At 61.1% G+C, this 12,951-nt stretch carries 11 protein-coding genes; 1 reads left to right on the top strand and 10 read right to left on the bottom strand.

Features of this window, described 5'->3' with window-relative positions; all coding sequences use genetic code 11:
* Positions 1–3 precede the first annotated feature (3 nt).
* From queF to FHX09_RS07850, 10 genes are all read right to left on the bottom strand, one after another.
* The gene (gene queF, locus FHX09_RS07895) at positions 4–468 is read right to left on the bottom strand and encodes a preQ(1) synthase (protein ID WP_007789896.1); all 465 of its coding nucleotides are present in this window, start codon (positions 466–468) and stop codon (positions 4–6) included.
* Positions 469–1,383, bottom strand: coding sequence for a CDF family cation efflux transporter EmfA (emfA, locus tag FHX09_RS07890; protein WP_183719248.1), 915 nt, complete (start codon positions 1,381–1,383; stop codon positions 469–471). It abuts the gene before it with no gap.
* A gap of 245 nt (positions 1,384–1,628) precedes the next feature.
* Positions 1,629–2,282 (bottom strand): Isoquinoline 1-oxidoreductase subunit, encoded by a 654-nt coding sequence (locus tag FHX09_RS07885; protein ID WP_132588811.1) that lies wholly within the window; start codon positions 2,280–2,282, stop codon positions 1,629–1,631.
* Between the two features lie 11 nt (positions 2,283–2,293).
* Complete coding sequence (locus FHX09_RS07880) at positions 2,294–4,453, bottom strand: xanthine dehydrogenase family protein molybdopterin-binding subunit (protein ID WP_184449694.1); 2,160 nt, start codon at positions 4,451–4,453, stop codon at positions 2,294–2,296.
* Between the two features lie 3 nt (positions 4,454–4,456).
* Positions 4,457–4,915, bottom strand: a complete 459-nt coding sequence (locus tag FHX09_RS07875) for a (2Fe-2S)-binding protein (protein WP_007789891.1) — start codon at positions 4,913–4,915, stop codon at positions 4,457–4,459.
* 359 nt (positions 4,916–5,274) lie between these two features.
* Positions 5,275–5,940 (bottom strand): DUF2161 family putative PD-(D/E)XK-type phosphodiesterase, encoded by a 666-nt coding sequence (locus FHX09_RS07870; protein ID WP_132588813.1) that lies wholly within the window; start codon positions 5,938–5,940, stop codon positions 5,275–5,277.
* A gap of 11 nt (positions 5,941–5,951) precedes the next feature.
* A complete protein-coding gene (locus FHX09_RS07865; RefSeq protein WP_037082076.1) occupies positions 5,952–6,188 on the bottom strand; it encodes a hypothetical protein in 237 nt (78 codons plus the stop codon).
* A 169-nt stretch (positions 6,189–6,357) separates the two neighbouring features.
* The gene (locus FHX09_RS07860; protein WP_184449692.1) at positions 6,358–7,074 is read right to left on the bottom strand and encodes a TIGR02117 family protein; all 717 of its coding nucleotides are present in this window, start codon (positions 7,072–7,074) and stop codon (positions 6,358–6,360) included.
* Between the two features lie 177 nt (positions 7,075–7,251).
* Positions 7,252–9,441 (bottom strand): anthranilate synthase, encoded by a 2,190-nt coding sequence (locus tag FHX09_RS07855; RefSeq protein WP_007789884.1) that lies wholly within the window; start codon positions 9,439–9,441, stop codon positions 7,252–7,254.
* Positions 9,442–9,704: 263 nt separating this feature from the next.
* Positions 9,705–11,828 (bottom strand): TonB-dependent receptor, encoded by a 2,124-nt coding sequence (locus tag FHX09_RS07850; protein WP_184449690.1) that lies wholly within the window; start codon positions 11,826–11,828, stop codon positions 9,705–9,707.
* Between the two features lie 265 nt (positions 11,829–12,093).
* Here FHX09_RS07850 and FHX09_RS07845 point away from each other — a divergent pair, with 265 nt between their 5' ends.
* Positions 12,094–12,945: an extensin family protein gene (locus FHX09_RS07845; protein WP_132588815.1), complete on the top strand. Its 852-nt coding sequence runs from the start codon at positions 12,094–12,096 to the stop codon at positions 12,943–12,945.
* The last annotated feature ends 6 nt before the right edge of the window (positions 12,946–12,951 follow it).

Genomic DNA, 12,951 nt, shown 5'->3' with positions numbered 1-12,951 from the left:
GGTTCAGCCGCGACCGCGATAGGTGGCGACGCCTTGATCGGGCAGCCAAACGCCCTCGGGCGGCTTGCCGGTCTGCCAGAAAACGTCGATCGGAATGCCGCCGCGCGGATACCAGTAGGCGCCGATCCTGAGCCACTTCGGGTCGAGCAGTTCGACCAGCCGCTTGGCAATATAAATCGAGCAATCCTCATGGAAGGCGCCGTGATTGCGGAAGGCATGCAGGAACAGCTTCAGCGATTTCGATTCCACCAGCCATTCGTTGGGGATGTAATCGATCACGATGTGGGCGAAGTCTGGCTGACCCGTCATCGGGCAGAGCGACGTGAATTCTGGTGCCGTGAAGCGGACGACGTAGTCGGTGCCGGCATGGCTCGACGGCACGCGCTCTAGCACCGCTTCCTCCGGTGATTTCGGAGATTCCGTCTGGCTGCCCAGCATGGACAGGTTGGATACATCTGTTTTGGGCATTCAAGCCTCCTTGATGACTTTGACGCGAATGCCGTGGGCCTTCTCGCCCTCTGGCTCGACGTGTATGGCGATGCTGGAGCCCCGATGCGCTGCACGGATGGCATCTTCAAGGCGATCGCAGATATCGTGCGCCTGCCTTACAGACATGGCGGCCGGCACGACAAGATGAAAATCGACGAAGGTGACGGTGCCAGCACGGCGCGTCTTCAGGTCATGCACGCCGATCGAGCCCGCCGCATGGGTGGCAATCGCCTGCTTGATCGCCTCCTCCTCCTCGAGCGTGACCGCCTGATCCATCAGGCCGCCGATCGAATGCGAGATCACTTTCCAGCCCTGATAGAGAATGTTGACGGCAACCAGGATGGCGAGCACGGGATCGAAGATTGCGTAGCCGGTGGCCAGCGCCAGCAGCAGGCCGACCAGGACGCCGACCGAGGTGACGACATCGGACATGATGTGCTGGCCATCCGCCGTCAGCGCCGCCGAGCGATACTTGCGTCCGCTCCTGATCAGGATCTGCGCCCAGACGGCATTGATCACGCCGGCGACAAAGTTGATCGCAAGACCAAGCGCTGGCGCATCCAACATCCGCGGATCGGAGAGATGCCCAATCGCTTCATTCACGATCAACAGCGCCGCCACGACGATCAGCACGCCTTCGGTCACGGCCGAAAGATATTCCGCCTTGTGATGTCCGAACGGATGATCGTGATCGGCCGGCTTCTGTGCATAGCGGATGACGAAGAAGGCGATGAAGGCGGCAACGACGTTCACTGTCGATTCCAGCCCGTCCGACAGCAATGCCACCGAGCCTGTCACCTGCCATGCGACCATCTTCAGGCCCATGACCCCGAGCGACATCGGGATACCCCAGAGCGCCAGCCGCCGAACCGTGAGATCGCCCTTTTCGTCCATTTTCATCCCCTGCGCAGACATCGATGCGGATGCGAATGAATTGCACAAACCAGACCATTCAAACGCAAAACCGCCCGCGCGAAAATCGCGCAGGCGGCCCATGAGGCTCATATGGTGACAATGCATGTTTTGTCAAACGGCGCGGCGAGAAATACCGATGTAATTTCGCTCTGCAAATTTGACTTCGAAGATGAACCTCGGTGTGGCCAAGCGCCAGGACTGACCAGCGCTTGGCGCTATTTTCATCAGCCTGCCGGGCAGGCGGCTCCTGTATCGACCCAGGCCTTGATCAGTTCACCGAACTCCGCCTGGGTGCCGGGTGCAGGCTCGCGGCCCTCGCCCGGGTTCCAGCCCCAGCCGACGAGGTTGTCATGGGACATGTGCTCGACAATCTTGCTCAGATCCCTGCCGCCGTTGCGCGTCGGGTCCTTGAGCTGCTGACAGATTTCGCCGAGCGACTTGCCCACCCATGCCATTTCGATCGGCGCCAGATGCCACGCCGGATTGCCGGGAACGCTCTTCAACGTCGGCGACTGACCGACGATGGTTGCATTCTCCGCGCCGTGACAGGTGTTGCACATCATGCCAGGCACGCCCATGCCGCCGTCGCCGCGGGTGACTGGCGGCTGATGCGGATGCATGGCTATCGTCTGAAGCGGCTTGTCGCCCGCCGGATGGCAGTTCAGACATCGAGGATGCTCGATCACTTTGCCCGCCTCTTTGAAGAGCGCGACCGAGCGCGCTTTCTGATCGGCGATCGACGAGAAGGATGCCACCGGCTTGAGTGTCGACTTGTCGGACACGGGCGCTGTCTGCGCCAGCGCCATGAACGAGGCGGGCAAGGCCGCAAGAAGGGAGAGGCCGCCTGCCGCGCAGGCGAGTGCCAGTCTGCTTTTCATGTCCGCCTCCCTCAGCTTGTCGTCACGGCAACGATTGGCAGGCTGCGAACCGGTGTGCCGGTCAGCCGCCGCCAGGCATTGGCGGTCGCCGGCCCGACCGGCGGCACGCCGGGCTCCCCGACACCGGTGGGCGGCTCGCCGGATTTGATGACAGCCACCTCGACATCCGGCATCTCGTTGATCCGGATCGACCGGTAATCATGGAAGTTCGACTGCATGATCGCGCCGCCCTCGCCGAGCGTCACGGCATCGAACAGAACCGCACCAAGACCGTAGCCGATGCCGCCCTCCATCTGCGCCTTGATGACGTTCGGATTGATCGCCACGCCGCAATCGACCGCGCACCAGACTTTGTGCACGCGCGGTGTTCCGTCGGCCCCGGCCGACACCTCCGCCACCTGGCCGACATAGGTGTTGAAGCTCTTGACCACGGCCACGCCGCGCTGTCTGCCTTCCGGTATCTTCCCGCCCCAATCAGCAAGCTCCGCCGCCTTCTTCAACACGCCCGCGTAACGCGGATCTTCCTTGAGCTGCTCGAGCCGCCCTTCCACCGGATCCTTGCCGGCCATCTGGAGCAGCTCGTCAAGGAAGGTCTCGACCGCAAAGCCGGTATGCGTATGTCCGACAGATCGCCACCAGAGCGGCGGCACGGCAAGCTTCACATTATGCGAGATCACCCTGAGGTTCGGCACGTCGTAAGGCAGGTCTGAAGCCCCCTCGACCGATGTGCTGTCGAGATCCGCCTTGCCCAGGATCGACTGGCCGACGATCGCCTGGTCCCAGGCGACGATGCGGCCATCCGCATTCATGGCGCCGCGCATCTTGTGAAGATACATCGGCCGATAATAGCCGCCGCGGATATCGTCCTCGCGCGTCCACATGTGCTTGACCGGGCGCGACTGGTCGGTCGCCGCAAAGGCGGCGGCCGCCTCCTGCATATAGGGCGAGCCGAATTGCGCCTTGCGTCCGAAGCTGCCACCGGTGATCTGTGTGTTCAGCCGGACCTTTGACGGATCGAGCCCGACGATCTTTGCCGCAGTATTCTTGTCCGCGCCAGGGAACTGGGCCCCATTGTAGACGTCGAGACTGCTATCCGCCGCCCTGATGAAAACGGCGTCAAGCGGCTCCATGGGCGCATGAGCAAGGAACGGGAAGATGATCTGCGCTTCGAGGGTCTTCAGCCCTTTGTCGCCGAAGGCCTTCTCGACATCGCCCTTCTCGGCGGCAGTGACGCCCTTCTCCGTCAGCGCCTTCGCATAGTCGGCTGCAAGCTTGTCACTGGAGCGCGTCTCCGCATTGGAAAGATCCCAATCGACCTTCAGGACCGAACGGCCCTTCAACGCAGCAAATGTGTTGTCGGCATAGACGGCGACACCCTGCGGCAATTGCTTGACGTCGACAACACCCTTCACCTTGCGCGTTTCGCGATCGTCGAACGATTTGACCGTTGCTCCGAAATGGTTCGGGTGGGCGACCACCGCGACCAGCAGATTGTCCGGCACGATGTCCAGCGTAAAGATTGCCTGGCCGTTGGTCTTGGAGACGGTGTCGAGCTTTGGCAGTTCCTGCCCAATCAGAGTGAACTTTGCAGGATCCTTCAGCTCGATGTCGGCCGGCGGCTTGATGGCGGCGGCCCTCGTTGCCAGGGCGCCGAAGCCGCTCTCCTTGCCGGAACCGGGATGCTTGACACGGCCTTTTTCGACGGTGATCTCGCTTGCCGGAACCTTCCACTCATCGGCCGCGGCCGCAACCAGCATGGCGCGTACCGTCGCTCCTGCCTTGCGGAATTGCTCGTAGGAATTGGCGATCGAGGTGGAGCCACCGGTCCCCTGCAGACCGTAAGCAAGGTTGGCGTAGATCTTGTCATCGGCGGGCGAATGCACGGCACGCATCTGCCCCCAATCGGCATCGAGTTCCTCCGCGATCAGCGTCGCGAGACCGGTGAACGGCCCCTGCCCGAACTCGATATGCTTCGACAGGATCGTCACCGTGTCGTCGGTCCCGACCTTCACGAAAGTGTTGAGTGTCACGAGCGCGTCCGAACCGCCAGCCTGTTCGCCTTTCTCGGCGGCGAAGGCGGCAATCTTCGGCGCCAGCGCAAATCCGATGACGAGACCGGCGCTTCCGGCGAGGAAAGCACGGCGCGTGGTTGAAATCTCCTGGATGGTCATGTCTCAACCCTCCATCGAAGCGGCGGCGCTGTGGATTGCCGCCCGTATGCGATGGTAGGTGGCGCATCGACAGATATTTCCGGTCATCGCACCGTCGATATCTTCGTCGGTCGGCTTCGGGGTGTTCTGCAAGAGCGAGACGGCCGACATGATCTGGCCCGACTGACAGTATCCGCATTGCGGCACGTCGATCGCGATCCAGGCCGCTTTCACAGCCTCCGCTTCCTTGCCCTCGACCCCTTCGATCGTGAAAATCTCGGAGCCTTCCGCCGTCGAGATCGGCGTGATGCAGGAGCGGCGCGTGAAGCCGTCCATATGCACCGTACAGGCACCGCACTGGGCAACCCCGCAGCCGTATTTCGTGCCTGTGAGCCTCTCGAAATCACGGATAACCCAGAGTAGCGGCGTATCCGGATCGCCGTCGAAAGTCTTCGTCTGTCCATTGAGCGTGAACGTAACCATCGTCGAGCCTCGGGGGTTGGCTGGACCCATTGCGGCCCCAGCGAGCTGCGCAGCATTCTTCACGACGGCTAAGCTAGGGCGATCACGGACGCTTGGCCACGCCGCTCCCGATAAAGGTTGCGTTACTGGAGTCCGATCTAGTTTATCTCCTTTAGGCAAGAGCAAGCCGCCGTATGCGGGGCAACGGCGGCTCCGATTGTTCAGCCTTTTAGGTCGCTTGTTCGTTGTCTTGCGCAGATGCGCGACGACGGAACGCGTGTCGCCGCGGCCAAGCGGCGATCCCAATTTGGGCTGGCCGTGGCTGGTAAAGCGTCAGTCTGCAGGGCTCGCAATGATCGAGGCGCCGATGCGCAGCGGCTTTACGCTACCACACTGATGGCTTGCGGCCAGCGAAGGAGCGCAGCTTCGCCGCTTGGCGTCAACGCATAGATGCCCTTCTCCCGACGCTCGAACCAGCCGTAGACATTGCCGAGCAGGATCTTGCCAGCATCCGGCGCCAGCGCCTTCATGTCGCGTGGCCGCACGAGCCCCTGCTGGAGTGCCGCGGCGCAGATCAGGGCACGCTGGCGATAGGCCGTCATGATCGGTGCACGCGAGCCGCCGCCGACGACCGGATCGCCGCGCCGGCGCTGATGTTCCTTGACGAGCCGCGACCGGCGCTTCGGATTGGTGCGGGGCATCGGCGAGACGGAGCTGACGATAACGCTGACCTCGCCGGCATCGGAGACGCCGAGCATGCCGATCCCCAGCCGACGGCACAGATCGCGATAGCGCTTGTCGGCCTCGCGCCCTCGCCCCTTGGCGGAAATGCGGGCGGCGATCCACACTTCATCGCTCATTGCCGCTCGATCGACTGCCTGCAGCACAAGCTCGAGGTTGAAGCTGAGTTTCAGCTCACACACCACGACGACGGACGGCTCTCCTTCGCTCAGGCCGACGAGATCGCATCCGCCGATCTCGCCTTTAACGACATAGCCCGCCGCTTCCAGAAAGCCTTTGACCGGCAGATAGAGCGAGGTTTCCATCGAGACTGTTATCAGGAATTGAGGTCGGCAATCTCGCCGTGCCGGGCAAGCAGCCGCGGCGACGACATATCGCCGGTCTCCTCGTCGACCATCACGGCATAGGCCGCAACCCCGACGAAACGCGAGGCCATTGAGGTCGCAATCTTCTCCGCGCTGACGGCGTTCGATGCCTGGCGCATCTCGCCCGGCACCAGATTGCCCCGGTTCTTACGGTACGGGAGCACGATAAACTTCTCAGCATTGGCCACGACGTTATTCCTCATTCATCGTTCCGGAAATGTTCTGATTTGTTGCAGGATGTCAATCAGACTCTGCCGGCTCTTGTCGCTGGTGTCCGAACTGCACGCTGCCAAACCGATGCGAGACCAAGAGCGCGGCGACCGAGCTACCATTGCGGCGGCCACGCAAGATCGCAGTTCACGGCAGATTGCCGGAGGCGGCTTCGTCAGCAAATACGGCCTGATCATTGTGGAGCCACAGGGAAGCTCTGAGCAGCCACGGCAGCGCTGTCCACCATCCGGACACGAGACCAGCCTGACGCAACGCCGCGGCAGTCCAGGTGTTGCACCCCAAGAAGGCATTGAAATAGCCCTCAGCTTCAAAGAAGGCATCGTTCTCGCCATACGAGAATCCGGCCAGCGGCATCGGCTTGCCGACCTGCTCGGTGAAACTGCCGAGAACGAAGCCGAGCAGGCGCCTGTACCCCTCCTCGCCGACATCGACCGCCATGACGCTCGGGTGGTCGAGCGGAATGTCGCCGGCCAGCGAAACATGCATCACGGAATTGTCGAGGCTGAAGCTCTTGAAGACCGGCATCGCCTTCAGGTCTGGCCAGGTCGGTGTTTCCGTATAGAATGACCGCCCTCCCCATCCGAAGATGATGTAGCGAAGGTTCGGGTCGTCCAGATCAAGCGCGCCGTCACGAAGGAAGCCGAACCGCGCAAGAATATCGGCGTCAGCCGGCACGGCGATGTCGGTGTGGATCGGATTGCTGAGAACGAGGATGCGGCGGCGGACGTCTCCCGGCGTCGGATCGTCACGCCACATCGGCCTTGGCAAAACGATGCCGGCCGCAGTTGTCGCAGCGATTAGCACGATGACGATCGCGAATGACTTCAGGATCTTCAGGAGCATGCAGCCATCCATCGCCGACAGAGCAGTGGATGCTTAACAGCTATTGTGGCAATCTGGCGTAGAAAATCTTGACACCGCACGGGAATTTTCCGCAGGTCCGAAGGCGTGGCCCACAACAGTGGCCATGCCTTCGATTATCTCCAAAGAGGCCGAGACGGTCTCGCCCGACGCCTCGTCTCAGGCCGCCTTGGTCTTTGCCTTGCGGGACAGATGCGCGACGACGTTCTCGATCATCCGCATGCCGGCATCGCCGCCAAGCGTCATGATCGATTCCGGGTGGAACTGCACGGCCGCAATCGGTTCCTTCTCGTGCTCGATGCCCATGATCGTGCCGTCTTCGCTTTCCGCCGTGATGATGAAATCACGCGGCAGCGTCGACGGATCGGCAAAGATCGAGTGATAGCGCCCGACCGTCACCTCCTTGCCGAGGCCCGAGAACACGATGCCCGGCTCGAGCACGCGGATGCGCGACGGTTTGCCGTGCATCGGCAGCGCCAGATGCCGCAGTTCGCCGCCATAGGCTTCTGCCAGCGCCTGCAATCCGAGGCAGACGCCGAAGATCGGCAGGTTGCGCGCCCGCGCCTTCTTGATCGTCGCCTTGCAGTCGAAATCCTTCGGATTGCCTGGACCTGGCGACAAGACGACCAGATCCGGATCCAGCCTATCGAAGATTTCCTCCGGCACCGGCGTGCGCACGGTTGAGACCGTCGCCCCCGTCTGGCGGAAATAATTCGCCAACGTGTGCACAAAGCTGTCTTCGTGATCAACGAGCAGGATCTTGACGCCCTTGCCGACGGCAGCGACGTCGCGGCTGACCTTGCCGGAGTTGCCGGCCTTGGCATCGCGGATGGCGGAAAGCATGGCGGAGGCCTTCAGTTCGGTTTCGGCTTCTTCTTCGTGCGGATCGGAATCGTTGAGCAAGGTCGCCCCTGCCCTGACTTCGGCAATCCCGTCCTTGATGCGCACGGTGCGCAGCGTCAGGCCGGTGTTCATGTCGCCGTTGAAGCCGACCATGCCGATAGCGCCGCCGTACCAGGCGCGCGGGCTCTTCTCATGGCTTTCGATGAAGCGCATCGCCCACAGCTTCGGTGCGCCGGTGACCGTCACGGCCCAGGCGTGAGACAGAAAGCCGTCAAAGGCATCCATGTCGTCGCGCAGCCGGCCCTCGATGTGGTCGACGGTGTGGATCAGACGCGAATACATCTCGATCTGACGGCGGCCGATGACCTTCACCGAACCCGGCTCGCAGACACGGCTCTTGTCGTTGCGGTCGACGTCCGAGCACATGGTAAGCTCCGACTCGTCTTTCTTGGAGTTCAACAGCTTCAGGATCTGTTCGCTGTCGGCGATCGGATCGTCGCCGCGCTTGATCGTGCCTGATATCGGGCAGGTCTCGATGCGGCGGCCGGACACACGCACGAACATTTCAGGCGAGGCGCCGACCAGATATTCCTGGTTGCCGAGATTGATGAAGAAGGAGTAGGGCGACGGATTGATCGCCTTCAGCCGCTTGGAAATGTCGGAAGGCTTGCTGTCGCAGCGCTCCATGAACTTTTGGCCGGGCACCACTTCGAAGAGATCGCCCTTGCGGAAGCTTTCCTTGGCCTTGACGACGAGGTTGGCATACTCGCCGGGGCGATGGTCACTCTTCGGCGGAATGGCGTCTGTGCGCTGGAACGGTTCAGCCGGAATGTCGCCGGCCTCGCCCTCGGTCGAAAGCCCGCCCTTTTCGAAGTCGTAGCGGTCGATCCAGGCCTTGGCCGAGTAGTTGTCGACGACGAGGATTTCGTCCGGCAGGTAGAGCACCATGTCGCGCTGGTCGCTCGGACGCGTCAGCTTCAGATTGATCGCATCGAACTGGAAAGCAAGGTCGTAGCCGAAGGCGCCATAGAAGCCGAGGTTGGCATCCGCCTGCGAATAGAAGAGATCGGTGATGGCGCGCAACACGGTGAAGACGGTCGGGATCTTCGAACGTTCTTCTTCGGTGAAGGCGCGCTCGGGCGTCTTCACGGTCAGGTCGAGGCGCCGCGCCGTCGAAGCACCGAGCACGAGATCTGAGATCGTCTTGAGGCGCTCCGTGATAAAGGAGAGGATCACCTCGCCGCGCTCATTGTAGGCCTCGATCCAGACCTCGCGGCCATGGCAAGAAATGCCGAGCGGCGGGTCGACGACGGCGGTGTCCCAGCGGGTATAGCGGCCCGGATATTCGTAGTTCGACGAGAAGACGGCGCCACGGCGCTCGTCGAGCTTGTCGACATAGGACGAGACTGCATCGGCATAGGGGATCGCCCGGCGCTGCCGGGTAACGGTTATGCCGCCCTTCGTCTCGTAGATTTCCGCTCCGTCATCCCGAAGGATCGTTACCATTGTTCCACTCCGTTGTCGGGCCCGGATGACAGGCAGCCTTAAAAAGCAAAAAAGCCGCCTGGCGTTTTCCGGGCGGCTCACTCGTCGTCTTTGGACACGATTGGTCGAGGCCGCCTCAGCGAGCCCACCACCAAACTGCAATGTTCAAGGACGTGTTCATGGGCGAAATTGTTAGCGTGAGATCGGACCAAGTGCAAGAGCCGAATCCGGCGAATGAAGTAGGGCGGCGCAATGGCCGCCCTACGCATCATTATGCCGTCGGTTCAGAACCTGGCTTTCGCTGTAACCATGAAGGTACGACCGCGACCGGTGTCGATCGTCGTGGTCTGGATCGTGCTGGAAGCCGGCGTGTAGGCCTTGTCGAAGACGTTTGTCACGCTCGCCGTCAGCTCCAGGCCGTTTTCCCACTGGTAATTCGCAAAGAGATCGACGACGCCATAGCCGCTCATGAACCGCGGGCGTCCGGCATTCGTTGCGTTGATTTGCCCGATGTCGGCCTGTCCGGCAGCAAACAGGCGCGTACCGACGGTCAATCTCTGATCTTCAAGGAAGCGGCCGCCGAGAGTGGCGCTGAAGATGTTTTCAGGCAGGTAGCTCTGCACACCGAAGCCATTGATCTGCGCAGGCAGGTCCGTATTGGTATGGGTATAGGCAAGCTCCCCGAAGACGAAGCCCGCGTCATACGCGGCCTGGATTTCGATGCCGTCGACTTTCGACGTACCGGGATTGTTGATGAAGAAGGTCTGCCTGCCGCCCCCTGCAAACGCACCCGTGATATAGTTGTCGATACGGTCGTTGAAATAGTTGGCCTTGAGGCGGAAGCTGTCGCCCGCATCCAGTATGCCATCGAACTTGACGTTGGCGCCGATTTCCCAGCCCTTGGAGGTTTCCGGCTCGAGGAAGGGATTGGGGAAGAAGTTCTGGCCGGTAGCGCCTGGATGCGATCCGCCAGCAAAAGTTTCGTTGATGGTCGGCGCCCGCTGGGTTTCTGCATATGTCACATACGGCTGGAACCAATCAGTCGGATTGAGCGCAAAGGTGACACTGGGGTTCAGGCGTCCATCGGACTTGTCGACGGTATAGGCGCCGGCCGGCATACCGAGCGGGTTGCCTGCGACAACCGACCCCGAACCGTCAATATCGAAATGATCATAGCGCAGGCCAAGCGTCAGATCCGCCATGCCGTAGGTGAATGTCGTCGTGTCGAAGACACCAAGGATGCCGCTCTTGCCGTCGCCGTTGACGCCACCCAAGGGCTGCGTCCGGCTGTTGACCACATCGTAATCGTCGTGGAAGTACTCGACACCATAGTTGGTGACGACAGCAACGTCGCCGAGGTTGAACCTGGAAGTGTTGGAGACGTCGAAGCCAATCCCGGTATCGGTAATCCGGCGACCGGCGGCCGCACCGCCGCCCGTGGCGTTCGTGTCATATTTCATCTCAAGGCGGTTGTAGTAAAAGTTCGTCTTGAAATCGATCAGCTCGTTGTCGCCGGGCGTATAGGCGTAGCTCGCGGCAAACGTCTTGTTCTTCACGTTCTGGAAATAGGAATTGGCGAAGAAGTCGTTGTCGTAGGTGATGCCGCCGAGTTTGATCGTGTTTTCCGCGTTCGGCGTGATCTCAGCCTTCAGCATGCCGGAAAGCAGATCCTGCTCGGTGAAAGGCACGGTAACGCCGTCGCCGTTCTCGTAGTTGCCCGGATCGCTCTTGCTGATACCGCCGAGGACGGCAAAGACATCGTTGAACCGATAGGCGCCGATGGCCGACTCGGACCAACCAAGTTCGTTGGTTCCGACCGTCGCAGAGACGATGCCACCGTAGTTCTTGTCGCCCTGGATCAGATCATCGATCTCGTAGGTACGGAAATTGACTGTCCCGGCCAGCGCACCGCCGCCGATACCGGTGACTGCACCGCGGGTCACGTCGATGCCTGCCAGGAACGCCGGATCCACGTAGGTAAATCCTTGCGCCTCATGACCGGTGAAGCGGAAATTCTGGCGAACGCCGTCGATCGACATGTTGACGCGGCCGGAGCCCTCGAAGCCGCGAATGTTTACGGCTACGCCGGGGTTCTGGGGATTGTTGGCCGTCGACGTTCCCGGAACGCTGCGCAGCAGATCATCCGTACCCTGCCCCGCCTGGAGGTTGATCTGGTCCGCCGTGACCGTGCTTGAAGGACCCGGCTTGGTGTAGGGATCGTTGGCCGCCTGCCGGCTACCCTTCACGATGATTGGCGAGAGGAAGGTATCGCCCTCGCTCTTGGCCTGCTGCTCTTCGGCCGTCTGGCCAGTCGAAGGCGCGCTTTGCGCAAAAGCAATGGCGGAAGGCAAAACAAAAGCAAGTGCCGTGCAGGCGAGTAGAACCGAGCGCGAGTGCCGGACGATCATGAAATCAACCCCTTGAGAGAAATATCCACCGGGCTGGCTGGTCGTGACGCGGCTGCGTTTCGATGGGCTGGCTAGGCTTTCTGGCGACGTTTTTCGCCTTCTTTTTGCCGCATAAAAAACATGAGTTTAATTGTCAATATATCGAGAGACAGTTATCTTGATTTAATAACTCATATTTTCACCATAGGGATCAACGTTGCGAAATTGCAACGAAAACCGCATCCGCACGTTCTCCTCCCCGGTTCAACATACAACGGGTGGATGCGTGAAGAATATCATCGTAATTTTAGCGGCACTGAGCTGCATTGGGCTTTTGACCAGCGCACGCCTGCCGGACACGGGCCCTTTCCCGGCGGCCCGTCCAGGTGAATCCAATACGGCTGCGCCCGCCCCGCAACTTCCCCCGATACCCGAACCGAAACCCGAGAGAGGCAAAACCGGAGCGCCGCCGATCAAGCAGGGTCCTCCAAACTCTTCTGGCGTACCGGAAAAGCAGGGACCGAAACTTCCGTCGCAGCAGACGCTGGAAGAGCAGCATCTGACGATTGCCGCAGAGAGCGACGCCGAGCATTCGCAATGTGAGCGGGAGCTTCAGGTCCTCGGCGTTGTCTTCAAGGACATCGCGCGTATCGATGACGGCAACGGCTGCGGAATCGACAAACCGATCAAGGTTTCCGAGGCTTTGCCGGGAATAAAATTGCAGCCAGAGGCGGTGTTTCGCTGCCCTGTCGCCCTCGCCCTGGCCCGCTGGATGAAGGAAAGCGTCATCCCGGCGGCAAGCGCCGCCGCGATGGATCAGGGCCGCATCGTCGCCGTCAATCAGGCATCGTCCTATGTCTGCCGCCTGCGCAACGGCGCGGAAACCGGCAAGGTTTCCGAGCACGCGCGCGGCAATGCGATCGACATTGCAAGCTTCAGTTTCGAAAAAGGCAAGGACATCGCCGTTCAGCCGCGCAGGGAGGATTCAACGCTGATCGGAGCCTTCCAGCGGACGATCAGCGCCGCCGCCTGCCTCTACTTCATGACGGTGCTGGACCCCGAAAGTGACGCAGCCCACGAAACGCACTTCCACCTCGACGTGTTGGAGCGGAACGGAGGATATCGCTACTGTCACTAGCGGCGG

Source organism: Rhizobium sp. BK538 (assembly GCF_014197575.1).
In the GTDB taxonomy this organism is placed as follows: Bacteria; Pseudomonadota; Alphaproteobacteria; order Rhizobiales; family Rhizobiaceae; genus Rhizobium.
Note: the sequence above shows the minus strand (reverse complement) of the source record. Positions and strands in the feature narration are given on the sequence as shown.

Bases quoted from the DNA above. Each gene is read 5' to 3' on its own strand.
- queF (WP_007789896.1), bottom strand. From the start codon at position 468: ATGCCCAAAACAGATGTATCCAACCTGTCCATGCTGGGCAGCCAGACG.
- emfA (WP_183719248.1), bottom strand. From the start codon at position 1,383: ATGGACGAAAAGGGCGATCTCACGGTTCGGCGGCTGGCGCTCTGGGGT.
- FHX09_RS07885 (WP_132588811.1), bottom strand. From the start codon at position 2,282: ATGAAAAGCAGACTGGCACTCGCCTGCGCGGCAGGCGGCCTCTCCCTT.
- FHX09_RS07880 (WP_184449694.1), bottom strand. From the start codon at position 4,453: ATGACCATCCAGGAGATTTCAACCACGCGCCGTGCTTTCCTCGCCGGA.
- FHX09_RS07875 (WP_007789891.1), bottom strand. From the start codon at position 4,915: ATGGTTACGTTCACGCTCAATGGACAGACGAAGACTTTCGACGGCGAT.
- FHX09_RS07870 (WP_132588813.1), bottom strand. From the start codon at position 5,940: ATGGAAACCTCGCTCTATCTGCCGGTCAAAGGCTTTCTGGAAGCGGCG.
- FHX09_RS07860 (WP_184449692.1), bottom strand. From the start codon at position 7,074: ATGCTCCTGAAGATCCTGAAGTCATTCGCGATCGTCATCGTGCTAATC.
- FHX09_RS07855 (WP_007789884.1), bottom strand. From the start codon at position 9,441: ATGGTAACGATCCTTCGGGATGACGGAGCGGAAATCTACGAGACGAAG.
- FHX09_RS07850 (WP_184449690.1), bottom strand. From the start codon at position 11,828: ATGATCGTCCGGCACTCGCGCTCGGTTCTACTCGCCTGCACGGCACTT.